This window comes from Streptomyces coeruleofuscus, from assembly GCF_039532725.1.
Classification (GTDB): domain Bacteria; phylum Actinomycetota; class Actinomycetes; order Streptomycetales; family Streptomycetaceae; genus Streptomyces; species Streptomyces coeruleofuscus.
The window spans coordinates 604,098-628,420 of sequence record NZ_BAAASE010000004.1 but is presented as its reverse complement, the minus strand read 5'-3'; the positions used below and the strand labels follow the sequence as shown (position 1 = coordinate 628,420).

General features: G+C 71.6%; 23 protein-coding genes. 6 read left to right on the top strand and 17 right to left on the bottom strand.

Translation table 11 applies throughout. The features are described from left to right. The first annotated feature begins 5 nt into the window (after positions 1 to 5). A complete protein-coding gene (locus tag ABFX81_RS18170; protein WP_086854683.1) occupies positions 6 to 548 on the top strand; it encodes a PPA1309 family protein in 543 nt (180 codons plus the stop codon). Positions 549 to 594: 46 nt separating this feature from the next. Here the strand turns inward: ABFX81_RS18170 and ABFX81_RS18165 are convergent, their stop codons facing one another. The 4 genes from ABFX81_RS18165 to ABFX81_RS18150 form a co-directional block, all read right to left on the bottom strand. Then, on the bottom strand, positions 595 to 1,686 hold the full coding sequence (locus tag ABFX81_RS18165; protein WP_086854684.1) for a PDZ domain-containing protein: 1,092 nt from the start codon (positions 1,684 to 1,686) through the stop codon (positions 595 to 597). A 102-nt stretch (positions 1,687 to 1,788) separates the two neighbouring features. Continuing rightward, positions 1,789 to 2,007 (bottom strand): hypothetical protein, encoded by a 219-nt coding sequence (locus tag ABFX81_RS18160; RefSeq protein WP_010047638.1) that lies wholly within the window; start codon positions 2,005 to 2,007, stop codon positions 1,789 to 1,791. A gap of 61 nt (positions 2,008 to 2,068) precedes the next feature. Further along, positions 2,069 to 2,530: a molybdenum cofactor biosynthesis protein MoaE gene (locus ABFX81_RS18155; protein ID WP_086854685.1), complete on the bottom strand. Its 462-nt coding sequence runs from the start codon at positions 2,528 to 2,530 to the stop codon at positions 2,069 to 2,071. Positions 2,531 to 2,646: 116 nt separating this feature from the next. After that, positions 2,647 to 3,768: an NAD-dependent epimerase/dehydratase family protein gene (locus tag ABFX81_RS18150; protein ID WP_086854686.1), complete on the bottom strand. Its 1,122-nt coding sequence runs from the start codon at positions 3,766 to 3,768 to the stop codon at positions 2,647 to 2,649. Positions 3,769 to 3,960: 192 nt separating this feature from the next. Between ABFX81_RS18150 and ABFX81_RS18145 the strand changes: the two genes are divergently transcribed. After that, the gene (locus ABFX81_RS18145) at positions 3,961 to 5,421 is read left to right on the top strand and encodes a zinc-dependent metalloprotease (protein WP_086854687.1); all 1,461 of its coding nucleotides are present in this window, start codon (positions 3,961 to 3,963) and stop codon (positions 5,419 to 5,421) included. After that, the gene (locus tag ABFX81_RS18140; RefSeq protein ID WP_086854688.1) at positions 5,418 to 5,945 is read left to right on the top strand and encodes an NUDIX domain-containing protein; all 528 of its coding nucleotides are present in this window, start codon (positions 5,418 to 5,420) and stop codon (positions 5,943 to 5,945) included. The genes ABFX81_RS18145 and ABFX81_RS18140 overlap by 4 nt, the downstream gene beginning before the upstream one ends. 150 nt (positions 5,946 to 6,095) lie before the next feature. On the opposite strand, the gene ABFX81_RS18135 is transcribed toward ABFX81_RS18140, so the two are convergent. The 4 genes from ABFX81_RS18135 to ABFX81_RS18120 form a co-directional block, all read right to left on the bottom strand. Continuing rightward, the gene (locus ABFX81_RS18135; RefSeq protein WP_086854689.1) at positions 6,096 to 6,851 is read right to left on the bottom strand and encodes an AIM24 family protein; all 756 of its coding nucleotides are present in this window, start codon (positions 6,849 to 6,851) and stop codon (positions 6,096 to 6,098) included. Between the two features lie 17 nt (positions 6,852 to 6,868). After that, positions 6,869 to 7,549 (bottom strand): AIM24 family protein, encoded by a 681-nt coding sequence (locus ABFX81_RS18130; RefSeq protein WP_086854690.1) that lies wholly within the window; start codon positions 7,547 to 7,549, stop codon positions 6,869 to 6,871. Between the two features lie 11 nt (positions 7,550 to 7,560). Further along, positions 7,561 to 9,330, bottom strand: coding sequence for a TerD family protein (locus ABFX81_RS18125; RefSeq protein ID WP_346138323.1), 1,770 nt, complete (start codon positions 9,328 to 9,330; stop codon positions 7,561 to 7,563). A 216-nt stretch (positions 9,331 to 9,546) separates the two neighbouring features. Continuing rightward, positions 9,547 to 10,155 carry a SprT-like domain-containing protein gene (locus tag ABFX81_RS18120; RefSeq protein WP_086843961.1) on the bottom strand — a complete coding sequence of 203 codons (609 nt, stop codon included), beginning with the start codon at positions 10,153 to 10,155 and terminating at the stop codon, positions 9,547 to 9,549. A 392-nt stretch (positions 10,156 to 10,547) separates the two neighbouring features. Here ABFX81_RS18120 and ABFX81_RS18115 point away from each other — a divergent pair, with 392 nt between their 5' ends. Next, on the top strand, positions 10,548 to 11,762 hold the full coding sequence (locus ABFX81_RS18115; protein WP_086843963.1) for a ThiF family adenylyltransferase: 1,215 nt from the start codon (positions 10,548 to 10,550) through the stop codon (positions 11,760 to 11,762). Next, positions 11,755 to 13,125: an AarF/UbiB family protein gene (locus tag ABFX81_RS18110; RefSeq protein ID WP_086843965.1), complete on the top strand. Its 1,371-nt coding sequence runs from the start codon at positions 11,755 to 11,757 to the stop codon at positions 13,123 to 13,125. Before ABFX81_RS18115 ends, ABFX81_RS18110 begins: the two co-directional genes overlap by 8 nt. 38 nt (positions 13,126 to 13,163) lie before the next feature. Here ABFX81_RS18110 and ABFX81_RS18105 read toward each other — a convergent pair whose 3' ends face one another. The 5 genes from ABFX81_RS18105 to ABFX81_RS18085 all read right to left on the bottom strand — a co-directional run bounded on the left by ABFX81_RS18105 (position 13,164) and on the right by ABFX81_RS18085 (position 17,068). Further along, positions 13,164 to 13,382 (bottom strand): hypothetical protein, encoded by a 219-nt coding sequence (locus tag ABFX81_RS18105; RefSeq protein WP_086843966.1) that lies wholly within the window; start codon positions 13,380 to 13,382, stop codon positions 13,164 to 13,166. 137 nt (positions 13,383 to 13,519) lie between these two features. Beyond that, complete coding sequence (locus ABFX81_RS18100; protein ID WP_086843968.1) at positions 13,520 to 13,843, bottom strand: hypothetical protein; 324 nt, start codon at positions 13,841 to 13,843, stop codon at positions 13,520 to 13,522. Then, entirely contained in the window at positions 13,840 to 14,208 is a 369-nt protein-coding gene (locus ABFX81_RS18095; protein ID WP_059417291.1) for a WhiB family transcriptional regulator, read from the bottom strand. The genes ABFX81_RS18100 and ABFX81_RS18095 overlap by 4 nt, the downstream gene beginning before the upstream one ends. A gap of 173 nt (positions 14,209 to 14,381) precedes the next feature. Further along, entirely contained in the window at positions 14,382 to 14,708 is a 327-nt protein-coding gene (locus ABFX81_RS18090; protein ID WP_346138322.1) for a hypothetical protein, read from the bottom strand. A 164-nt stretch (positions 14,709 to 14,872) separates the two neighbouring features. After that, complete coding sequence (locus tag ABFX81_RS18085) at positions 14,873 to 17,068, bottom strand: ATP-dependent DNA helicase UvrD2 (protein WP_346138321.1); 2,196 nt, start codon at positions 17,066 to 17,068, stop codon at positions 14,873 to 14,875. Positions 17,069 to 17,252: 184 nt separating this feature from the next. Between ABFX81_RS18085 and ABFX81_RS18080 the strand changes: the two genes are divergently transcribed. Beyond that, positions 17,253 to 17,495 carry a mycoredoxin gene (locus ABFX81_RS18080; protein ID WP_004983675.1) on the top strand — a complete coding sequence of 81 codons (243 nt, stop codon included), beginning with the start codon at positions 17,253 to 17,255 and terminating at the stop codon, positions 17,493 to 17,495. Positions 17,496 to 17,536: 41 nt separating this feature from the next. Here the strand turns inward: ABFX81_RS18080 and ABFX81_RS18075 are convergent, their stop codons facing one another. The 4 genes from ABFX81_RS18075 to ABFX81_RS18060 form a co-directional block, all read right to left on the bottom strand. Then, the gene (locus tag ABFX81_RS18075; RefSeq protein ID WP_086843972.1) at positions 17,537 to 18,166 is read right to left on the bottom strand and encodes a methyltransferase domain-containing protein; all 630 of its coding nucleotides are present in this window, start codon (positions 18,164 to 18,166) and stop codon (positions 17,537 to 17,539) included. A 14-nt stretch (positions 18,167 to 18,180) separates the two neighbouring features. After that, positions 18,181 to 19,125 (bottom strand): NAD(+) diphosphatase, encoded by a 945-nt coding sequence (nudC, locus tag ABFX81_RS18070; protein WP_086843974.1) that lies wholly within the window; start codon positions 19,123 to 19,125, stop codon positions 18,181 to 18,183. A 155-nt stretch (positions 19,126 to 19,280) separates the two neighbouring features. Continuing rightward, positions 19,281 to 20,684 (bottom strand): dipeptidase, encoded by a 1,404-nt coding sequence (locus tag ABFX81_RS18065; RefSeq protein WP_086843977.1) that lies wholly within the window; start codon positions 20,682 to 20,684, stop codon positions 19,281 to 19,283. Between the two features lie 10 nt (positions 20,685 to 20,694). Further along, a complete protein-coding gene (locus ABFX81_RS18060; RefSeq protein ID WP_346138320.1) occupies positions 20,695 to 24,237 on the bottom strand; it encodes an ATP-dependent helicase in 3,543 nt (1,180 codons plus the stop codon). Between the last annotated feature and the right edge of the window lie 86 nt (positions 24,238 to 24,323).

Genomic DNA, 24,323 nt, shown 5'->3' with positions numbered 1-24,323 from the left:
TGACCATGTCCAACACTCCCATGGCGGCGAACCCGCTCACCCGGGCCGTACTCGAGATCGACGAGTACGTCTCCGGCCTCGGCTGGGACCAGCCGGCCCGCCTTTTCGCACTCGTCGACACCGCCCGGCTCCGGGCCGAACAGCCCTCGCTCGCGGACCGGCTCGGTCTGGGCGACGAGTCGGAGAGCTCCGGCCTCACCCCGATCGAGCAGGACGAAGTTCCAACGGGCAAGCCGCTCGACGAGTTCCTCGCCACCATCGCCTGGCCCGACTCGGTGGCCGGCTGCTCCCTCGCCGTGGAACGCCTGATGCTGCCGCCATCCGCGGAGGCCCAGGTTCCGCAGGGCCTGGACGAGGCCGCGCTGTCGAAGTGGGTGGCGGACCACCCGGACCGCCAGGAGGTCCGTATGACGGTCGCGGTCCTGCGGGACGGCACCCGCGAGTCGGCCCTGCGCCTGCGCGAGAAGGACTCCCCGACGGAGGTCCTCACCGGCTCCGACCTGGTACCGGGCCTGGCGGAGGCACTGGCTGCGACCTTCGAGGAGTAGCCGGGGCTGCGCGCCCCGGGCCGGTCGCCCGTGCCGGCTCGGCGGCCTACGTGCCGCACTTCGGCAGATCGGCGGTGTCGCCGCTGCGCAGGTCCTTGAGAGCGCCGAGGGCGTCCTCGATGGTGTCCACCTTGATGAGGGTGAGGCCCTCGGGGGTGTCCTTGGCGGCGGCCTCGCAGTTGTCCGCGGGCGTCAGGAAGTACTGCGCGCCCTTGGCCCGCGCACCCACGGTCTTCATCTCGATGCCGCCGATCGGACCGACCTTGCCCGCGTCATCGATCGTCCCCGTACCGGCCACGAACTTGCCCCCGGTCAGGCTGCCCGGCGTGAGCTTGTCGTAGATGCCGAGCGCGAACATCAGACCGGCGCTCGGCCCGCCGACATCGGCCAGCTTGATGTCGATGGTGAACGGGAACGTGTGGTCGGTCCCCGCGGAGATCCCCACGATGGCCCGCTTCTCGCCGGCGTCGTCCGAGGTCGTCGTGGTGATGGTGATGTCCTCGGTCCTCGTCGGCGTCCGCTTCTCCTTCTCCGCTGCGGTCTGCTCCTTGGCGGGAACGATCGTGAACCGGACGTTCTCGCCCGGCTTGTGCTTCGTGACGAGCTTCGCGACGTCGGTAGGCTCCTTCACCGCCGTACCGTCGACGGCCTTGATCACGTCCCCGGCGTGCAGCTCGCCCTCGGCCGGGGATCCCTTGACGACCGTCGAGACGATGACCCACGACTTCACCGGAACGTCGAGTTCCTTCAGCGCGGCGACCTTGGCGCTCTCCTGGGACTGGCTGAACTCCTCGGCGTTCTCCTGCGTGGACTGCTCCTCGGTCTTGCCGTCCGGGTAGAGCGTCTCGTGCTGCACGACCTTGTTGTCATGCGCGAGCCAGCCGTAGACGGCCTCGACCAGGTTCATCCGGTAGTCGGCGCTGGTGACCCGGACCGTCGTCATGTTCAGATGGCCACTCGTCGCATACGTCTTCCGCCCCGAGATCTGGAGCACCGGCTCGCCGCCGTGATCGCCCAGCGTGTTCACCGTCGGCCCCGGGGACATCTCCGAATACGGCACGGGGATGAACACTCCCGCGCACAGGAGCGCGATCAGCATCAGGGTGGAGGCGAGCATCGTCGCGGTGCGGCGTGGCATGACTCGACAGTACGGGACGGTCCTGTCAGCGCACCGTCAGGGCCGCCCGACTGGGGCGGCCCTGTGGGCTCAAACGCCTGTGACCTGCCGTTTTCCTCGCCATCAGCTACCCGGCCGAGGCTTCTCCATGGCCTCGCGGAAGCGGGCGTAACCGATGAGCTCCGGGCCGTCGCCACGGACCTTGCGAGTCCGGTTTGCCCAACTGCCCCAGAGGCCCGCGCCGATCGCAGCCACAAGCGGAATCAGCAACCAGGCGAGCGCCGCCATGCCGACCTCCAACCCCTTGAGCGTCCGCAACTGACTGATCAGCAGATTAACCATCCGCAGTGACAACGCTCACGCCAGGGGTCCGGTTACGCAACCGGAAGACTGCGTACCGGATTCAGCAGGCGCCGACCCATTCCTCGGTGCCGTCGGAGAACTTCTGGTGCTTCCAGATGGGCACTTCGTGCTTGAGGTCGTCGATCAGCTTCCGGCAGGCCTCGAAGGCCTCCCCCCTGTGCGGACACGAGACGGCGACGACCACGGCGAGGTCACCGACCCGGAGATCCCCCACCCGGTGCACGGCCGCCAGCGCCCGCACCGGGAACTCGGCGACGACCTTCTCGGCGATCCGCCTCATCTCGGCCTCGGCACTGGGGTGGCAGGAATACCCCAGCTCCGCCACGTCGGCACCTTCGTCGTGGTTCCGTACGGTGCCCACGAAGAGCGCCGTGCCGCCGGCCGCGTCGTCCCCCACGGCACGGAACACCTCGTCCACGGAAAGGGCCGTGTCACGGATCCCGATCAGCCTGATCGGATCCTGCGCGGCCTGCTCGCCCGGGTGATCGCTCGTGGTTGCCATGCCACCATCGTGCCGCACGCGACCGACAGCGCGGAATAGAGCCATCGACCGGCACGCGCGCGTGGGCGTTGGACTCTCCTACGACGGGAGCGGAGAGGCCGGGCCGGCCTGGCGCGTCAGATGCGCCGCCGGGCCTTCCGGGCCCGTCGCACCACCGCGGCCGCACCCAGCAGCGCCACCGTCGCTCCCGCGGCGCCCGCCGCCGTCGCGTCCTTGCGGCCCAGCCGCCGACCGGCCACCGTGTGCCGGCCGGAGACCTCCTCCAGGAGCTCCGCCAGCACCTCCTCGTTGGTGTACCCCGGCCGCCACCCGGCGTCGTGCAGCCGGCTGCCGCTGACCACCCAGGGGTACATCGTGTACGCCAGGTCCCCCGCCGGGGACGGCGTGAGCCCGATGCGGTGCAGTCGCGCCGCCGCACCCAGTGCGACCGCCGACGGCAGCTCCATCCGCCGGATGCCGCTGAGCTCCTCGACCTCCTCCTGCTCCAGCCACCCGTCGCACCCGACGGTCAGTTCCCCGTCGACCTTCTCCAGGACGGCGTACTCCAGCGCGCCGCACAGGTCCTCGACGTGGCAGAACTGCCACGCGGGCCGCGACCCGGCGACGACGAGCAGCCGAGGAGACTCGAAGTACCTGGTCAGCGCGGTGTCCGTGCCACCCACCAGGATCGCCGGCCGCACCACGGTGACGTTGAGCCCCGGGTGGGCCCGCGGCGCCCGCCGTGCCAGCCGCTCGATCTCCAGCAGGTCGCCGACGCCCGTCGCCTCCGCCGTGGCCCGCAGCTCCGCGTCCTCGGAGAGCGGCAGCTCGTTGTCCGGCAGCGCCCCGTAGACCATCGCCGACGTGCACAGCACGACCCGGTGCACCCCGGCCGCCGCGGCCGCCGTCAGGACGGTCTGTGTCCCCCGTACGTTGTAGGCCGTCCGGGCGGCGGCGTCGGTCTCCAGGTCGAGGTCCAGCGCCAGGTGCACCACCACGTCGGCGCCCCGCAGCTTGTCCGCGATGGCCGGATCCCGTACGTCCAGGATGTGCCACTGCGCCGCGGCGCACTCGCCGCGGCGCTCGTCGATGGCCACGACCTGCTTGACCTCGTCGGACGCGGCGAGCCGCTCGGTGAGCAGGGCACCGACGCCGTACGCGGCACCGGTGACCGCGACGACGGGTCCGCGTGCCGCGGGGCTCGCGGAACTGGTTGACTGGTTTCGCGCTGCGCGAACCTGCGGATCTGGGGAACTCACCGGGCGTCTCCAGCGGTTGTCTTCAGTACGAGCGCGAGCGACGCGTGCGTACCAGGTGGCATCCATCCTGCCGCAGGCTGTCAGTCGGCGAAGCACCGAGGCCCGATCCGCCCCAGGTGTCTACGCTGGGTGGTGTTGTCGGGCAGCCGTGCCGCCGGAAAGAACCGGCGGCCCTACCAGCCGAGGAATCCCGTGAGTGACACCCCATTCGGATTCGGCCTTCCGCCGGAGGAGCCGGACGACGGCGACGAGGGCAAGAAGAAGGACCAGGAGAGCGGTGGTGGTCAGGGACCGGCCAATCCGTTCGGTTTCGGCGGCCTGCCAGGAGCCGGAGGATTTGGCGGCGGCCCCGGCGGCCCCGGTGCGGACAATCCGTTCGCAGCCATGTTCGGCTCCCTGAACCCCAACGACCTGGGCGCCGCGTTCCAGCAGCTGGGCCAGATGCTCTCCTATGAGGGCGGCCCGGTGAACTGGGACATGGCCAAGCAGATCGCCCGCCAGACGGTGTCCCAGGGCAGTCCTGACGGCACCAAGGACACCAGCGTCGGCCCCGCCGAGCGCAAGGCCGTCGAGGAGGCAGTCCGCCTCGCCGACCTGTGGCTCGACGACGCCACGTCCTTGCCGTCCGGCGCCGGCTCGGCCGTGGCCTGGAGCCGCGCCGAGTGGGTCGAGGCGACCCTGCCCGCCTGGAAGGAGCTCGTCGACCCGGTCGCCGAGCGCGTGGGCACCGCCATGGGCGATGTCCTGCCGGAGGAGATGCAGGCCATGGCCGGCCCGCTGATCGGCATGATGCGCTCGATGGGCGGCGCCATGTTCGGCACGCAGATCGGGCAGGCCGTCGGCGTGCTCGCCGGCGAGGTCGTCGGCTCGTCCGACATCGGCCTGCCGCTCGGCCCGGCCGGCAAGGCCGCGCTGCTGCCGGTGAACATCGAGACGTTCGGCAAGGACCTGAGCGTCCCGCAGGAGGAGGTGCGGCTGTATCTCGCCCTGCGCGAGGCCGCCCACCAGCGGCTCTTCGCGCACGTGCCGTGGCTGCGCTCGCATCTGTTCGGCGCGGTCGACGGCTACGCCCGCGGGATCAAGGTCGACACGGCCAAGCTGGAGGACGTGGTCGGCCAGTTCGACCCGCAGAACCCGGAGCAGCTCCAGGAGGCCCTCCAGCAGGGCATGTTCCAGCCCGAGGACACGCCCGAGCAGAAGACCGCCCTGGCGCGTCTGGAGACGGCGCTGGCGCTCGTGGAGGGCTGGGTCGACGCGGTGGTCCACGCCGCCGCCAAGCCCCGTCTGTCGTCCGCCGACGCCCTGCGCGAGACGCTGCGCCGCCGCCGCGCCTCGGGAGGCCCGGCCGAGCAGACGTTCGCCACGCTGATCGGCCTGGAGCTGCGCCCGCGCCGCCTGCGTGACGCCTCCCGTCTGTGGGCCTCGCTCACCGACGCGCGCGGTGTCGACGGCCGGGACGCCCTGTGGCACCACCCGGACATGCTGCCGACGGCCACCGACCTGGACGACCCGGACGGCTTTGTGCACCGCGAGCAGATCGACTTCTCCGAGCTGGACAAGATGCTCGGCGAGGCGGCGGACAAGCCCGACCTGAGGAAGCCCGACCCGAAGAAGAAGGACGAGGGCGAGAACAAGGGCGACGACGCCGAGTGAGCCTGTACGACGACGCGGTCCTCGTGCTCAAGGAGTACGAGGACCAGACGGAGCTGCGCCAGGCCTACCTCGACCATCTGGCCGAACACCCGGACGGCCTGTGGAAGGCCTGCCATGCGGGTCACATCACGGCGAGCGCCCTGGTGATCGACCCCGAGGCCGGCCGGGTCCTGCTGACCCTGCACAGGAAGCTGCGGATGTGGCTCCAGATGGGCGGCCACTGCGAGCCGGGCGACAGCTCCCTGGCGGCAGCGGCCCTGCGTGAGGCGACGGAGGAGTCCGGCGTCTCGGGGCTCTCGCTGCTGCCGGGCGGCCCGGTGCGCCTGGACCGGCACCCGATCCCGCCGCCGTGCCACTGCCACTTCGACGTCCAGTACGCCGTCCTGGCGCCGCCGGGCGCCGCGCACACGGTCAGCGACGAGTCGCTCGACGTGCGCTGGTTCGGGTACGACGAGGTCGCGGAGGTGGCCGACGAGTCGGTCGTGCGGTTGCTGGAGGCCACGCGCGCGAGGCTCTCGGCCTGAGGCGTGTGTCTCTCGGTCTGAGGCGTGTATCTCTCGGCCTGAGTGCATGTGTCCCTTCGGCCTGAGGCATGTGTCTCTTGGTCTTAGGCAACATGTAAGGGGCGACCGCCTAGGCGGTCGCCCCTTACATGTTGCCGGGTCCGTGGCCGGTCAGTTCCAGACGTTGCCCTGGTTCTGCCCGCGCGCTCCCTGCTGGCCCATGCCGTACTGCGCGGCGAGGCCCGAACCGATCTGGGCGTTCTGCGGCGGCAGCAGCTCGCTGGGCTGGACCAGCGCGAAGCCGGTGCCCATGAAGCTCAGCTCCCAGCCCTCACCGGTGCTGCCGCGGCGCCGCCACACCCCGGAGGAGTGCGTCTGGGCCTGCATCTGCACGCGCAGGCTCGTCGACCAGGCGACGATCGCGTCGGCGTCGCAGTTGACGTACTTGTCGGGCGTCACCTGCATCAGCAGCGGCATGCCCGACGTCATCAGGGCGACCTTGCCCCGGCCGGTGATGTTGAGCTGGTACTTCCCGGAGCCGGAGATGCCGTAGAGGCTGTCGACGGCGATGACCTCGTGGTGCAGGGAGGAGTCCATCGCCAGCACATAGCTGCTGTCGACGGTGAGACCGTCCTGCTCCACCTCCATGACGTGGACGTGCTGCTTGAGGTTGGCGAGGTAGACCGTGCCCTGCCCGTGGCAGCGCATCAGGTCGAGTCCCTCACCGGTGTGCGCACGCGAGCGTGCCTGGTCGTTGCTCTGGTACTCGGCGTCGAACTCGACGAGGCCCTGGTAGGCGACCATGGTGCCCTTGCGGGCCAGGATGTCGTCGTGGCCCTCCAGGGCGACGCGCAGCATCTGCTTGTTCTGCAGACTCCAGCGGTCCTGGGTCTGCTGCTCGTTGTAGGCGAAAATCGGGCTCTGCATGGCTCTCTGGCTCCCCCTCAGCCCCGGGCCCGGAGGCGGTCGGTGCTGTCCTCGCTGGGCTGGACGACGACGATGCCCTGACCGGAGAAGGCCATCTGGTAGGCCTCGCCGCTGCCGCGGCCGATCAGCGACTGCGCCCGGAAGCTGCGCTTGCCCTTCACCTTGAGGTTCGGGGACCAGGCGACCAGGGCGTCGGGGTCGACGTAGGTCTCGTCCTCGCCGCCTCCGCAGTCGACGACGATGGGCTTGCCCCGGGAGGTCAGCGCGACCCAGCCCTGCCCGGAGATCTTGGTGTTCCACAGGCCCTGTCCGGCGAACTTCGCCAGGCCCTTGACCCGCTCGACGCCCCACGTGAGGTGGGCGTCGAAGGCGAGCAGGTTGGTGGCGTTGACGGAGATGCCGTCGCCGTTGAGGTTGATGACGACGACGTTCGCCCCGTAGTCGGCGAGGTAGAGCAGGCCGTCGCCGGAGCACTTCATCAGGGGCGCGCCCTCGCCGGTCATCCAGTCCTTCGCGATCTGGCGCACGGCCGGCGGGTTGGGCTCGTACTGGACGAACCCTTCGTACGCGACCATCGACCCCACGCGCGCGAGGAGGTCGTGCCCGGTCTGCATGGCGACCTTCAGCATGTGGTTGCCGTGGTTCTCCATGCGGGCGGTGACGGGTGCGGGGGCGTGGCCCGCGAGCTGCTGTGTCATGACGGGCTCCCTCAGACCTCGTACGGCTGGACGACGATGAAGCTCCCGGGCGCTGCCCGGAACTGGAGGTTGACGCTCTCCCCGGTGTCACCCGGGTAGGCGTTGCGGCGCATCCGCACCTGGCTGGAGACGACGACCTGAGCGGCGGCCGACCAGGCGACCACGGCGTTGCAGTCGGCGAACGTGGTGGGCGTGACCGGCAGGACCACCGGCGTGCCGTGGGTCTTCACGACGATCGTGCCGGTGCCCGTGAACTGCATCGTGAACAGCGCGCCACCGGGGATGCCGTGCCCCTCGATGCGGCGCACCTCGTACTGGAGGCTCTCGTCGAAGGCGAGGACGTTCTCCGCGGAGACGCAGATGCCCTCGCCCTGGAGCTCGATGGGGTGCAGCATCGTGGAGTCCTCGGCGAGGAACACCTGCCCCTGGCCGGTACAGCGCATCAGCTGCATCTCCTGGCCGGTCGCGTTGCCCACGATCCGGCCGGCGAAGCCGGCACCCTTGTAGCTGAAGTCGACCTTGCCCTGGTAGAGCACCATGCTGCCCTGCCTGGCCAGCACCGGCTGCCCGCCGATGCCGAGGTCGACACGGACGAGCTTCTTGTTCTGCTGCGTCCAGCGCTGCCCGGTGGGGGTCTCCTTGAACTGCTGGAGCGCGGCGGCGACACCCGGGCCCTGCGGTGCTCCGTGGGGAGCCCCTTGAGGCGCTCCTTGGGGCACTCCTTGGGGAGCTCCGTAAGGGGCTTGCCCGGTCTGCTGCCCGAAGGGCGGCTGCTGGCCGTAACCCGGGGGCGGTGTGGGCTGGCCGTAGCCGGGAGGCGGGGCTGGTGCCTGGGGTGCTTGGGGTGCCTGGGGCTGGCCGTAGCCGGGGGGCGGCGGGGCCGTCTGGCCGGGGGCCTGGCCGTACGGCGGCGGCTGCTGGCCCGGCTGGCCGTACGGCGCGGGCGCCGGGGCCGGAGGCGGTACCGGGGAGCCGCCGGGCGGGGTGTTCATGGGCGCGACGATGGTCGGGGCGGCGTGCACCGGGGGCGCGGGCGCCGGGGCCGGGGCTGGAGGCGGAGTGGCGCCGGGCGGGGGTGCGAAGCCCTGTGCGACGGGCTGTGGAACGGGCGCCGGGGCCGGGGACGCTGCCGGTGCGGGAGCCGGGGCGGGTTCCGGAGTGCCGGGGACGCCGAACGCGGGCGGTGCGAAGCCCGGGGCGGCGCCGGCCTGCGGCTGCTGCGCGGCGGGCGCGGGCGGCTCGGGCGTCTCCTCCTCGGCGACTTCGCCGCCGAAGTTCTGCAGCAGCGCGTCGAGACCACCGTCGAAGCCCTGTCCGACCGCGGCGAAGCGCCAGACGTCCTTCAGGTAGAAGTCTCCGAGCATCACGGCCCGTTCGGTGGAGAACTCCACGCCACTGAAGGGGTAGCGGGCCACTTCCTCGCCGCCGGCGACGATACGGATGTAGCCGGGGGCGATCTGCGACATCTGCCCGGCGCCGTCGATCGTCGCCGTGAAGGACAGCTTCTGGATCTGGGGCGGGATCCGGTCGAGCGTCACCCTGAAGGACTCCGTGTCGCCCGCCTGGGCGCCCAGGAGCTGGATGGCCTCCTCGGGGGACTTCGGCTGGTTGTAGAAGACGAAGTACCGGTCGTCAGAGAGCCGTTCGTCGGCGTCGAGGCCGAAGCAGCTGATGTCGAAGCTCAGCCCGGGGCCGGAGATCTGCACGCCTACGTACAGATCCGTGCCCGCGGTGAGGTCACTGATCCTGGCCTTGTGGCCGCGTTGGAATTCCCTGGCCATGCGTAACGACCGTCCCCCATCCAGAACGTGATTGCGTCGCGCCAGGCTAACGGCAAACTCGGACAGCGGACGCAGTCGGTACAGACCCGGTACAGAACCCGTGCCCGGCCGTATCTGCTGCTCTCTCACGGAAAGCGGTCACTTACCCCGTCGCTCACCGTGGCCGCTTGTCCCGTCCGCTCAGCCAGGCCGTCAGACGCTCAACCCGCTACACGCTCAGCCCGCGGGATGCTCACTCCGCGCACCGGGCACATGGGGCAGCCGCTCGGCCGCGACCACGCCTTCGAGGTAGCCCCGGGCCCGCTCCGTCCGCGGATAGGCCTCCAGCAGCGCCCAGAAGCGGGGGCCGTGTCCGGGTACGAGCAGATGGGCGAGTTCGTGGACGAGGACGTAGTCGACGACGTATTCGGGCATGCCCTGGAGGCGGTGCGACAGGCGGATGCTGCCCTCGGACGGGGTGCAGGATCCCCAGCGCGTGTTCTGGTTGGTCACCCAGCGCACCGATACGGGCCGGGCCCGCCCGTCGAAGTACTGGTCCGAGAGGCGCCGGGCCCGCTCGGACAGCTCGGCGTCGCCGAGGGCCCGCTTGCTCTCCTGGGCGGCCAGTTTGTCGAGCATGACGTTCACCCAGCGCTGTTCCTCCGCCTCGGACATCCGGGCGGGGATGAGCACAATGGTGCGATCGCCCTCGCGGTACGCGGAGACCGTTCTGCGGCGGCGGGCGCTCCTTCGAACCTCGATCGCGCTCGCCCCCGAGCCGCTGGGCGGCTGGCTCGTCGTGCTGCGCTGTGGTTTTCCGGCGCGGTGCAGTGGGTCGGCGGGCACGCCCCGACGTTACCCGCTGTGCCCGGGGAAGTCCCGGCTCCGAGACGGTTGGATGCCCGTACACCCCACCTGCCGCCGGATTTGTACGACGAACGCCCTCGCCTGTGGACAACTTTCGGCAGCCGACGACGTGTTTGGGCATGCTGGCTCTTGCGGCGAAGCGACGAACAGGCCCGGCCCGGGACCAGGCCGGCCTGTGACCGGGTTCGCCGTACGGTGCCGACTTTGACATAAGGCCGGTTCCGGCGTACGGCCGACTTTGGCGTACGGCTGGCTTTGGCTCACGGCTGGCTTTGGCTTACGGGCTGGCTTTGGCTTACGGCCCTTTTCGGGACTGTCGCCACACTCAACCGGCATACGCGGACGATCTATGACATACAGGGGGGGCTGTCATGCATCCGATGGTGAAACCCGCGCTCCGGCGCGGCTGGCGCGACCTCAACACCGTGCAGTTCGGGATGACACCGGCGCATGCGATGACGCTCGGCCCGATGGACGTGGCGACGGGCAGTTTCCTCGATCTGCTGAACGGCACGCGAGGGCTGGAGCTGCTGCGTGAGGAGGGACGCCGGATGGATCTGCCCGACGGCCATGTCGACGGGCTCGTGGGGCGGCTCGCTCGGGCCGGGCTCCTCGACGACGCACGCGGTGGCGGACCGGGCGCCGACGCCCTGCGACAGAACAAGGAGGTGCTCGACCGGCTGCGCCCCGACCTTGCTTCCCTGTCCCTGACCACCTCGGAACCGGGCGACGCGATGCGGCAGCTGGCCGCCCGGCGCTCGCAGCGCGTGCAGGTGCGCGGCGCCGGCCGGGTGGGTGCCGTGCTGGCGTCGCTGCTGTCGGGGGCAGGCGTGGGCGAGGTCGACGTGCGCGACGGCGGCCGTGTAGAACCGTGGGACGTCGCTCCGGGCGGGCTGCCCGCGGAGGCCGTCGGCGACCGCAGGGACGAGTCGGCCCGCCGGGCCGTGCGCCGGGCGGCCCCGGACCGGCCGCCCCGCCGCCCCGCAGCCGGGGCATCCCAGGAGGAGGGCGATCCGGGCTTCGCGCTGGTGATCATCGCTCCGCGCGACGATGTCGCCGTGCACGCGCCCGACCCGTCGGCCGCCGAGCCCCTGATGTCCTCCGGGACGCCCCATCTGTACGCCGGGGTCGTGGAGGGCACCGGGGTGGTCGGCCCGCTCGTCCTGCCCGGGGACACGGGCTGCGCGGGGTGTCTGCACGAGAACCGCACCGACCGGGATCCGACCTGGCCGCGTCTGGTCGCCCAGTGGCGCTCCGGCCGGCAGCGGCAGGTGCGGCCCTGTGACCTGACGCTGGCCACTACCGTGGCCGGACTGGCCGCCGCCCACGCGCTCGCCTTCCTGGACGGCCGGGTTCCGACGAGCGCCGGGGCACGCTGGGAGGTCTCCGTGCCCGGTCTCCACTGGCATGCGCGGCCGGTCTGGGCGCATATGGCATGCCCGTGCGGGGCGGCGGAGAGAGGAAAAGGGGAGCACCCCTCGGAGGATGGGGCGTCACACGAGACAATGGCGGTGCAACGGCCGTCGGCGCAGTGCCGTAAGGCATCGGCGAAGCGGCCGGCTGGGACTTGGAGGGCGCATGTCTGATCTTCCCCGGAAGGCGGTCACCCGGACCGCCAAGCTCGCCGCGCTCCCGCTCGGCATCGCCGGGCGGGCCACCTGGGGATTCGGCAAGCGGATCGTCGGCGAGTCCGCGGAGCTCGTCGGCCGCGAACTCCAACAGCGCACCGCTGACCAGCTGTTCAAGGTGCTCGGCGAGCTCAAGGGCGGCGCGATGAAGTTCGGCCAGGCCCTGTCCGTCTTCGAGTCGGCACTGCCCGAGGAGGTGGCCGGCCCCTATCGGGCCGCACTCACCAAGCTCCAGGAGGCGGCGCCGCCGATGCCGACGCGCACCGTGCACGCGGTGCTCGATGAGCGTCTCGGCGAGGGCTGGCACGAGTTGTTCCTGGAGTTCGAGGACAAGCCCGCCGCGGCCGCCTCGATCGGCCAGGTGCACCGAGGGGTGTGGCATGACGGCCGCGAGGTGGCGGTCAAGGTCCAGTACCCGGGCGCCGGTGAGGCCCTGCTGTCCGATCTGAACCAGCTGAGCCGCTTCTCCCGCCTGCTCGGCCCGCTGATCCCCGGCATGGACATCAAGCCGCTGATCATGGAGCTGAAGGACCGCGTCTCCGAGGAGCTGGACTACGGCCTGGAGGCTCAGGTCCAGCAGGCCCACGCCGAGGAGTTCGCGGACGATCCGGATGTGCTCGTGCCGCAGGTGGTGCACCAGTCCGACCAGGTCCTGATCACCGAGTGGATCGACGGCATCCCGATGTCGGAGATCATCTCGGACGGCTCCCAGGAGCAGCGCGATCGGGCCGGCCAGCTCCTGGCCCGCTTCCTGTTCTCCGGCCCCGCCCGCACCGGCCTGCTGCACGCCGATCCGCACCCGGGCAACTTCCGGCTGCTGCCCGGCGGCCCGGAGGGTGAGGACGACTGGCGCCTGGGTGTCCTGGACTTCGGCACGGTCGACCGACTCCCGGGCGGTCTGCCGGCCACCATCGGCGAGTCCCTGCGCATGACCCTCGACGGGGAGGCCGAGACGGTCTACGAGCTCCTGTGCGAGGAGGGGTTCGTGAAGGAGACCATAGAGCTGGATCCCGACGCGGTGCTGGACTATCTGCTGCCGATCATCGAACCGGCCGAGGTCGAGGAGTTCACGTTCACCCGCGGCTGGATGCGCAGCCAGGCGGCCCGCATCGCGGACCCGCGCTCCCCCGCCTACCAGCTGGCCAAGCAGCTCAACCTGCCCCCGTCCTATCTGCTGATCCACCGGGTGACCTTGAGCACCATCGGCGTGCTGTGCCAGCTGGGAGCGACGGTGCGTCTGCGCGAGGAGTTGGAGGAGTGGCTGCCGGGATTCGTCCCGGAGGACCCGGCGGACGGCGAGGAGGCGGTGGCGGAGGCATGAGCCTCAGCGGGCCCCGCGGGTGACCGGGTGCTGGCGCCTCACCACCAGTCCGAGTCCAGGCGTCCCTCGATCGACCTGAGGTTCTCCCGGGAGCAGCGCTCGCAGAAGCAGCGGCGGACACCGTTCTCCACGGAACAGGTCCAGGTGAGTGGTGGGCCGTCGGCCACGGTGCCGGCCGACGTCCCGCAGCGGTCGCACACGAGCGGCCGGGACTCCGCGGCGCAGCCGTCGTCACCGTCTCCAGGAGAACTCGTCACCCGGAGACGGTATCGCCGTGCCCGGCCGTCCGCCGGGCACAACGCCCCGCGGGGCCGGTCCGTTCGGCACGGACCGGCCCCGCGGGGGAGAGCTCGGCCTCCCGGGCTCGGGAGGCCACCGCTTCAGGTGAGGTCGGTTACTGCATGACCGCCATGGCGAGCGCCCGGCGGGCACGCCGCGAGGCGCGCTCCGCCCTGCGCTGCATACGGCGGGCGGACGCCAGGCGCACGGCCGGGCGTTCCCGATCCGCCTCTTGCAGTCGCTCGTGCATATGCGCACGGGCCATGGCTTCTGGGATGAGTTGCATCTCTCGGGTCCTGTTCTGACGCGAGTCCTTCGCGCCGGTGGTGGTGAAGTCTTGGGTCGCGGAGCCAGTGGGCTCGTAAGTGGACGGCTTCATCGGGGCCTGCTTCTGGGGGTCGTGCGTGAGGGGGCGGTCGATCGTTCCTGTGGTGTTCATGCTGTGACCGGGTTCTTGCGCGGGCGGCCACGCGGCCGCTTCCGGGCGACGACGACACCCTGCACGAACAGCTCGCCACCCCAGACGCCCCAGGGCTCACGCCGCTCCTTGGCGCCGGCGAGGCAGGCCTCGACCAGCGGGCAGGTGCGGCACAGGGACTTGGCGTACTCGACGTCCGCGGGCGACTCGGCGAAGAAGACCTCCGGGTCGTACGAACGGCACGGGACGGGTACGCCGAGGTTCTCGATGGCGTCGTCGAGCGCGGTGAGCGCGGTGAGCGGGGTCAAGGCGGAGTCCTCCGTGGGGCCGGGCTTGGGGATCGTTTCCGAAGGCGGTACGGACGGTGCGTGCGCTTCGAGTTGCACGGTTCGTCTTCCTCGTCTGGTCGTTCCGGCCTGTTGGCCGGGGCGGCTGGTACCGGGTTCTTTTTTTCTTGTCCCGGGGCTCCTTCGGTCCGTCGTCCCTGGTCGGGGACAAACAGAAGGGCCGCGGATCCCGGATGGGGTTCCGCGGCCCTGAAGGCGCCGGCCTGATCGAATCAGGCTGGATCACTCCAGGGTTCTGGCCCACGGAAGGCCCACATCAGGTGGTGCTGCGTCGTCTGCTTCCGGAATCCGGCACCGGTCGCCGTAAAGGCATAGGCCTGCGCCTGTGCCGCTACTGCCGCTTCCAGTGCCTTGGTCGGTCGCTCATTGCGCTCACGGACGGGAAGGCCCGCGGGAGCAACGGAGGAGGACGCCGGACGGGCGGCACGAATGCCGGACAGACCGGTGCCCAGGTTCGAAACGCCGAGCATGCACGCGGAGACGGCCGAGCGATCGGTCATTTTCACGATGCTGATGGAGCTGGTGTTGATGCTGATCACTGGACTCGCCTCCTCTCGGCGTCTCGGGGGACTGGGTGAACCAGTCCGACGGGTATGCAAGTACAACACGGGATCAGGGCCTTCGAGAAGGCCGCTGCTCTCGTGCCTAAGAACCTATGGGGATTGCTGGGGCATGCGCAAACTATTTTTCCGACGAGTTCGTGTCAGCCCTGATCTGTGTCCCCTCCGGCGAACTGGCCTGCGCAGATGGCCAGTACGTCGGTTCCGTAGCGGTTGAGCTTGCGCATCCCCACGCCCGGGATGCGCGCCAGCTCGTGCTCGTCGTCGGGCGCGGTCTCGGCGATGGCCACCAGGGTCCTGTCGGTGAAGACGCAGAAGGCGGGCTGACCACTGCGTCGCGCCTGGTCGGCACGCCACTCGCGCAGCCGCTCGTAGAGGCCCTCGTTCATGTCGGAGGGGCAGTCGTCGCAGCGCATCAGCTTCATCTCGCCCGCGTCGGTCAGCGTGCGGCCGCAGACGCGGCAGCGGGCGGGCGTTCGCTGGACTCGTCTCGGGGTGGAACCCCTGGTTCCGGGGATTCCGCGCTCGATACCGCCCGCACCGCCGGCGGCGGTACGGCCCGTGGTGGCCGTCGAACCCGGGCGCAGCCCGTCGAGGAAGCGGCTGGGACGGCGGCTGGGACGGCCGCCGGGGGAACGGGAGAGAGCCCAGGAGACGTGGAGGCGTTCCCGCGCGCGGGTGACGCCGACGTACAGGAGGCGGCGCTCCTCCTCGGTCTGTTCGTCGGTCTTGGCGTACGTGATCGGCATCATGCCCTCGGCGACGCCGACCAGGAAGACGACGTCCCACTCCAGGCCCTTGGCCGAGTGCAGGGAGGCGAGGGTGACGCCCTGCACGGTGGGGGCGTGCTGGGCGTTCGCCCGTTCGTCGAGTTCGGCGACGAGGTCCGCCAGGGTGGCGCCGGGCTGGGCGGTGGAGAAGTCCTGGGCGAGGTTCACCAGGGCGGCCAGGGACTCCCAGCGTTCTCTCACGGCTCCGGAGCCGGCCGGTGGCCGCGTCGTCCAGCCCTCCCCCGACAGCACGGCGCGCACCTGGGAGGGCAGGTCGACGGCGTCGTCCAGGAGGGAGTCGTTGCCGCCGAAGCGGGCCGCGCCGCGCAGGGCGACACCCGCCTTGCGCACCTCCGGACGGTCGAAGAACCGCTCAGCGCCGCGCAGCTGGTAGGGCACCCCGGCGTCGGCGAGGGCCTGTTCGTAGGTCTCGGACTGCGCGTTCGTCCGGAACAGGATGGCGATCTCGGCGGCCGGGACTCCGGAGTCGATGAGCTCGCGAATGCGCCGGGCCGCGCCCTCCGCCTCGGCGGGCTCGTCCGTGTACTCGGAGTAGACCGGCTCGGGCCCCGGGGCGCGCTGGGAGACCAGCTCCAGGCGGTGGTCAGCGGCGCGGCCCTTCGCCTGGGCGAGCAGGCCGTTGGCGAGGTGGACGACCTGGGGAGTGGAGCGGTAGTCGCGGACCAGCTTGACGACGGTGGCGCCGGGGTGGCGGGTGCGGAAGTCGAGCAGGTGGTCCGGTGTCGCCCCCGTGAAGGAGTAGATCGTCTGGCTGGCGTCGCCGACCACGCACAGGCTGTCCCGGTCGCCCAGCCACAGGTCCAGCAGGCGCTGCTGGAGCGGGCTGACGTCCTGGTACTCGTCGACCACGAAGTGCTGGTACTGGGCGCGGACCTGCTCGGCGATGTCGTGCCGGTCCTGGAGGACGGCGACGGTCAAGAGCAGGACGTCCTCGAAGTCGATGACGGCGCGCTCGCGCTTGACGTCCTCGTAGGCGGCGTAGAGCTGGGCGATCTCGGCGGGGGCGCGGGGGGTCTCGCGGCCGGCCTTGGCGGCGGCGGGCGCGTAGTCGGCGGGGACGGTCTGGGTGACCTTGGACCACTCGATCTCGGCGGTGACGTCCCGCAGCTCACCGCGGTCGAGCCGGATGCGGCAGGCGGCAGCCGCGTCGGCGACGAGCTGGGCCTTGCGGTCGACGAGCCGGGGCATGGAGCCGCCGATCGCTTTCGGCCAGAAGTAGTGGAGCTGGCGCAGCGCCGCCGAGTGGAACGTGCGCGCCTGGACACCGGCGGCACCGAGCTGGCGCAGCCTGCCCCGCATCTCCCCGGCGGCGCGGTTGGTGAACGTGACGGCCAGCACGCTGGAGGGGTGCAGGATGCCGGCGCGCACTCCGTAGGCGATGCGGTGGGTGATCGCCCGGGTCTTGCCCGTGCCGGCGCCCGCCAGGACGCACACCGGACCGTGCAGGGCCGTGGCCACCTCGCGCTGCTCGGGGTCAAGCCCGTCGAGCACCGCGTCGGCGGAGTCCGGTACCTGCGGGAACAGGGTGGAGCGCGTTGCTGCTGTCACACAGCCATGCTGCCAGGTCCCGCGAGACGGCCGTGCCGGTTGTCCACAGGCACGCACCGATAGTCGTACTAATGCGGCAGGTGTCACGTCCGGCAGGGCGCGGATCGCGGGAATGGTTGCCCTTTCACGTACGTTCCACCACTGCGAGCACCCGTCCCCGAGCCACCGAAGGAGCACGAGAGACATGCCGGGCACTGTGACGATGTACAGCACCACGTGGTGCGGCTACTGCCGTCGGCTGAAGAGCCAGATGGACCGCGAGGGCATCGCGTACACCGAGATCAACATCGAGCAGGACCCGGAGTCCGCCGCGTTCGTGGAGAAGGCGAATGGCGGAAACCAGACGGTGCCCACCGTTCTGTTCCCGGACGGCTCCACCCTCACCAACCCGTCCCTGGCTCAGGTGAAGCAGAAGATCGGCGCCTAGTCGCCGTGCGGTTGTGAGGGGAAGGCGGTTCCTGAGGTGTCTCAGGGGCCGCCTTCTCGTGATTCGCCTACTGGTCTGTCCCACACCACGACGTAACGCCACAGCAGCGTGCGGCGGAAGTCGCAGCCGGGCAGCAGCCGGTTGACCGCCTGCCGGATCTGTCCCCAGGACATGTGCACGTCTTCCATGGGCATCCCGGCCGGGCCGCGCTTGCCTCCGTGCCGGCGGGTGTGCCACTGGCTCGCCGGCACGCCGCACGCGCTGACCACCCAGTCCAGGACCGTCCGGTTGGCGGCCATGCCGACGATCACCAGTCGGCCGCCGGGCGCGGTGAGCCGGGCGAGGCGGGTGACCGCCTCCTCGAACGGCGCGTGGTGGACCACGGCGACCGCGCTGACGAAGTCGTACGCGCCCTCGGGGAGGGATCCGTCGGCGAGGAAGTCCGCCTCCAGATACGTGACGTTGCCGGGCACGCGCGCGTGCCCGCGTGCGAGCTTGATCATTTCCGGCGAGCGGTCCACGCCCGTGACCGATACTGCCCGCGCCGCGAGCTTGCGGGTGAGCAGGCCGTCCCCGCAGCCCGCGTCCAGGGCCTTGCCGCAGCCGTCCGGGACTGCGTCGAGCACCTGGGGGTGGTGATGGACGTTGTGGTTCCAGTACGGGTCGGACACGCGGGTGGCCTTCGTCAGGCGGCGCTTCTCATCGGGAGCGGCTTGCCGTACCAGAGCTCGATCAGGCGGGCCGCGATCGAGATGCCGTACGGCGGGAGCACCTCGCCCGACTCGAAGGCGGCGCGCAGTTCGTCGCGGGAGAACCAGCGGGCCTCGTGGATCTCGTCGCCGTCGACGTCTATCTCGGTCGAGGTGGCGCGGGCCAGGAACCCCAGCATGAGGCTGGACGGGAAGGGCCAGGGCTGGCTGGCGACGTACTCGACCTGGCCGACGGTGATGCCGACCTCCTCGTGGACCTCGCGGCGCACCGACTGCTCGATGGACTCGCCGGGCTCGACGAAACCGGCGAGGGTCGAGAAGCGGCCCTCGGGCCAGTGCACCTGGCGGCCGAGCAGGATGCGGTCGTCCTCGTCGGTCACGGCCATGATCACCGCGGGGTCCGTACGCGGGTAGTGCTCAGCGCCGCAGGCCTGGCAGCGGCGGATGTGACCGGCCGCGGCGATGACGGTGCGCTCGCCGCAGCGCGAGCAGAAACGGTGGGTGCGCTGCCAGTTCTCCAGGCCGACCGCGTGCACCATCAGGCCCACGTCCCGGGCCGACAGCAGCAGGCCCGCCTCACGCAGCCCCGCCGGCCGCGCGGACTGGTCCATGCGCCCGGGCAGGGAGTCCTTCTGGAGGGCGAAGTAGCTGACGCCGTCCTCGTCGTTGCCGAGGAAGTAGCGGTGAGCCTCGGTGAGGGGGGCCTCGAAGGAAGGCGTCATGACGAGTTCGGTGCGCCCGTCCGGCGTCTCGTCGATGAGGACCTGGCCGCCGGAGACCACGAAGCAGCGCGTGGAGGGGTGGCTCCACGCCGCCGCGAGCCAGGCCTCGTCGAGCCGGTGGTGCGCGGCCCGGTCGATGCCGCTCGGTGCGGTGAGCGAGATGGGTCGGTCGGCGTTCTGGTCGGTCCAGGTGGTCACGGGTGCTTCCAACTCCCCGGTGGAACGGTCGGGTTAGGCGGGCTGATCAGCGGGACGTAGGGCGAGAGGCGACCGGGTCCGGCGGGGTTCCGCGGTGCGGGGCGGCCCTTCCAGTGTGCCCCGCGCGCGCTGCCGCTCCGGACGGCGCGGGACGCTCAGGGCACATGGCGCCAGTGCTCGGCGAGGTCGCCCCACAGGTACGCGGTGGTCTCGACGCCCTTGAGGAGCAGGTCGAGTTCCACTTTCTCGTTCGGGGCGTGCCAGCCGTCGGACGGGACGGAGATGCCGAGGAAGAGCACCGGGGCGCCGAGGACGTCCTGGAGGTCCGCCGCCGGTCCGGAGCCGCCCTCGCGCGTGAAGCGGACCGGCTTCCCGAAGGCCCGGCCCATCGCGCGGGCGACCGACTGGAGGGCCGGGTGGTCCAGCGGGGTCAGGCACGGGCGCGTGGCCCCGCTGAACGTGATCTCACAGCGGATCCCGGCGGGCACCTGCTGCTCGGCCCAGGCGCGGACCGCCTTCTCCACAAGGGCGGGGTCCTGGCCCGCAACGAGCCGGAAGGACAGCTTCACCATGGCGGAGGACGGCACGATGGTCTTGCTGCCGGGGCCCTGGTAACCGCCGCCGATGCCGTTGACCTCCGCGGTGGGGCGGGCCCAGACGCGCTCCAGGGTGGTGTACCCGGCCTCGCCCTGGGTGGCGTGCGACTTGGCCGCGCGCAGCCACTGCCGCTCGTCGAAGGGCAGTTCGGCGAAGAGTTCCCGCTCGCGGTCGGTGAGCTCGACCACGCCGTCGTAGAAGCCCGGGATCGCCACGCGCGCGTGCTCGTCGTGCAGGGCGGCGACCAGGCGGGCGGCGGCGGTCGCCGGGTTGGGCACCGCGCCGCCGAAGGAGCCGGAGTGGATGTCCTGGTCGGGGCCGTGCAGCCGAATCTCGCACTCGGCGAGGCCGCGCATGCCGGTGCACACCGTGGGGGTGTCCTCGGACCACATGCCGGTGTCGGAGACGATCACGGTGTCGGCGGCGAGCCGCTCGGCGTGCTGCTCGACGAGGGCCCGGAAGTGCGGCGAGCCGGATTCCTCCTCGCCCTCGATCAGCAGCTTCAGGTGCACCGCCGGCGTGGTGCGGCCGGTGGCGGCGAGGTGGGCGCGGACGCCGAGGGTGTGGAAGAAGACCTGGCCCTTGTCGTCGGCCGCCCCGCGCGCGTAGAGGCGGTTCTCGCGGACGACCGGCTCGAAGGGCTCGCTGTCCCAGCCGTCCTCCCGCGCTGCGGGCTGCACGTCGTGATGGCCGTACACCAGCACCGTGGGCGCCTGCGGGTCGTCACACGGCCACTCGGCGAAGACGGCGGGCGCGCCAGGGGTCTGCCAGACCTCGGCCGTCGGGAACCCGGTCTCCTTCAGCTTGGCGGCGAGCCAGTCGGCGCTGCGTCGTACGTCGAGCGCGTGGTCCGGCTGGGCCGACACCGACGGGATGCGCAGCCACTCGGCGAGGTCGTCGAGGAAGGCGGCGCGGTGCTGCTCGATGTACGTACGGACGACACTGTCCGGGGTCTGGCTCATGGTCACGAGCCTATCGGCCCGCACCGACGTCCTCGGAGTGCGGTTCCTCACCGGACGGCTCCCCGAGCAGCAGCCGCTCCAGCGCGGCCCGGTCCGGCAGGCCGTCCGGCCGTACGACCTCGCCGCTGCGCACGTACAGGAACGCGGCCGTGACCGACTCCAGCGGCACGCCCTGCTGCTCTGCCCAGGCGACGCGGTAGACGGCCAGCTGGAGCGGGTCGGCGGTGCGGGTGCGGTTCGTCTTCCAGTCGACGATCTCGTACGTCGTCTCCTGACCGTCGACCTCCTTGTAGACGGCGTCGATGCGGCCCCGTACGACGCGGCCGGCGATCTCGAGCTGGAAGGGTGCTTCCACCCGGTAGGGAGTGCGGTGCGCGTACCCGGTGCGTTCGAAGGCGTCCTTGAGGGCTTCCAGGTCCTGTTCGTCGGCGATCTCGGCGTCGCTGCCGGGCAGGTCCCCGGGATCCAGGAACGGCAGCGTCAGCGCTTCGAAGCGGGCCTCGACCCAGGCGTGGAAGCGGGTGCCGCGGCGTGCGGCGGGCTGCGGCGGGCGGGGCATGGGACGGGCCAGCTCCTGCGCGAGGCCGTCCGGGTCGGCGGCCAGGCTCAGCAGCTGGGACGCGGTGAGCGAAGCGGGCAGGGGGACCTCGGTGACGCTGTCGCGGGCGCGCAGGAGCTCTCCGGCGAGGGCGTCGAGGTCGCGGTCCCAGGAGTCGACGGTGCGGGCTTCCTCGGGGGTGAGATGCGGGTGGTCCGGGGCCGTGGGGTGTGGGCGCGCGGCTGGGGGCTCCGGTGGGGCCGCCTGGTGGGGAACCATGGGGCGGTCCGCGGGCCGCGCGTCCCGGGCGGCCGGGTCCTCCGCGAGGGCATCGCTCTCAACGGGGTCTTCTGCGAAGGGGGCGTCATCGAAGGGGGCGTCGTCGAAGGGATCGTCGTCGAACGGGTCCGGTTCGTCGTACGGGGGCTCGTCGTCCTCGGGGGGCGGCGGCCACTCCGGGTCGTCGGCCCCGTCCGGGTCATGCACGGCCGCCGGGTGCCCGTCCTCGTGGGAGGCGAGGTCCTCCAGGTGCGCCAGGACGGTCGCGGCGGCCGCGCGGCGCCGGGCCAGGGCCGTCTCGTCCAGGGGCAGGGGCCACACCTGGTCGGCGGTGGCCTGGTGCAGGGCCGGGTTCTCCTCGTCCTCGGCGGGTTCGTCCGCCCAGGCCTCGATCTCGCCGTACCCGGCCGCGCAGTGGTCGTGGAGGGCCTGGAGGAACGCGGACGGTCCGCGGCGCTTCTTCTGGGTGGGTCCCCACCAGTGGCCGGAGCCCAGGAGCAGGGAGCGGGGGCGGGTGAAGGTGACGTAGCCGAGGCGGATTTCCTCGGTGTGCTGGTGGTCCTTCATGGCCTCGTGGAAGGCCTTCAGGCCCCTGGCGTCCCAGGACTCCACGTCGGGCAGGGTGGCGGCGTCGCCGCGCAGCCGGTGCGGCAGGACCTTGCCCTGGGAGGTCCATTTCTCGCGGCCCTGGCTGCTGGGGAAGGTGCCGGTGACCAGCCCGGGGACGACCACGACGTCCCACTCCAGGCCCTTGGACTTGTGGGCGGTGAGCACCTTGACGGTGTTCTCGCCGCCGGGGAGGGCGTTGTCGAGGCCCTTCTCGTACTGGGCGGCGGTGCGCAGGAAGCCGAGGAAGGCGAGCAGGGTGGCCTCGTTGTCGCCGGCGGCGAAGGAGGCGGCGACGTCGAGGAAGTTGGAGAGGGTCTCGCGGCGGCGCGCGGCCAGGGCGTGCGGGGACGCCGACAGCTCGACCTCCAGGCCGGTGACGGCGAGGACGCGGTGCAGGACGTCCATCAGCGGGTCGGCCAGGGAGCGGCGCAGCTCGCGCAGCTCGGTCGCCAGGCGGGCGAAGCGCACGCGCGCGTCGGGCGAGAAGGGCAGTCCGTCGTCGTCCCCGTGGCCGTCCAGCGGCGTCTCCAGGAACGTGTCGAGGGCGTCCGCGAGCGAGATCACCTCGGAGGGGTCGACTCCCTCGACGGCCTCGGCGAGCCGGCGGTCCGGGTCGTCGTCGCCCTCCACGCGCGCGTGGGACACCAGGAGCCGGGCGCGCCGCCCCAGCAGGGCGAGGTCGCGCGGGCCGATGCGCCAGCGCGGGCCGGTCAGCAGGCGCACCAGGGAGGCGTTGGCGCCAGGGTCCTGGAGGACCTCGCAGACGGCGACGAGGTCGGCGATCTCGGGCAGGTGCAGCAGCCCGGACAGGCCGACGACCTCGACGGGGATGTCCCGGGCGACCAGGGCGCCCTGGATCTCGGCGAAGTCGGTCGCCGTACGGCACAGCACGGCGATCTCGCCGGGTGCCGTCCCGGTCCGTACGAGGTGGGCGACGGAGTCGGCGGCCCAGTCGATCTCCTCGGCGTGGGTGGGCAGCAGGGCGCAGCGCACCATGCCGTCGCGTTCGGCCCCGGGGGCCGGGCGGAGTGCCTCCACGCCCGCGTGCAGGGCGCGCAGGGGCTCCGCGAGGTTGTTGGCGAGGTCGAGGAGGCGGCCGCCGCTGCGGCGGTTCTCGCTGAGCGCCTGCCGGGTCGCGGGGCGGCCGTCGGCGTGGGGGAAGTGCTCGGGGAAGTCGTCGAGGTTGGCGACGGAGGCGCCGCGCCAGCCGTAGATCGCCTGGCAGGGGTCGCCGACGGCGGTGACCGGGTGGCCGGTCCCCTCGCCGAACAGGCCGGCCAGGAGGACGCGTTGGGCGACCGACGTGTCCTGGTACTCGTCGAGCAGGACCACGCGGAACTCGTCGCGCAGGTCGCGGCCCACTTCGGGGATCTTCGCGAGCCGGGCCGAGAGGGCGATCTGGTCGCCGAAGTCGAGCAGGTCCCGCTCGCGCTTGGCGGCCCGGTAGCGGGTGACCTGCTCGGCCAGTTCGCGGCGGGCGGCCGCCGCGTCGGGGACCTTGCGCAGGTCGGCGTTGGTGAGCTTGGCGCCGCGCAGGGTCAGCAGCAGCTCGGCGTCGTACGCGCGCAGCGCCTCCGGGCGTACGAGGTGCTCGGCGAGCTCGGCGTCGAGGGCGAGGAGGTCGCCGACCAGGTCGGGGAAGGAACGGGTCAGGGCGGGGTAGGTCCCCGGGGCCTCGCGCAGCACGCGCGCGGCGAGCTGGAAACGGGTCGCGTCGGCGAGCAGCCGGGACGTGGGCTCGAGGCCGATGCGCAGGCCGTGGTCGGTGAGCAGGCGGCCCGCGAAGGCGTGGTACGTGGAGATCACCGGCTCGCCCGGCGGGTTGTCCGGGTCGATGGCGTCCGGGTCGGTGACGCCGGCCTTGACGAGCGCCTTGCGGACGCGCTCGGCGAGTTCGGCGGCGGCCTTGTTGGTGAAGGTGAGGCCGAGCACCTGCTCGGGTGCGACCTGGCCGGTGCCGACCAGCCACACCACGCGTGCCGCCATCACCGTCGTCTTGCCCGAGCCGGCTCCGGCCACGATCACCTGCGGGGCGGGCGGCGCCGTGATGCAGGCCATCTGCTCAGGGGTGAAGGGGATGCCGAGGAGGTCTTTGAGCTGTTCGGGATCGGCGATACGGGCGAGCACGTCAGAGAGGCTAGCGGCGGCCACTGACACCGGCGGCCGGATCGCTTTCCGGGGCAGAAGAAGCGCAGGTCAGCACAGGTGGTGCG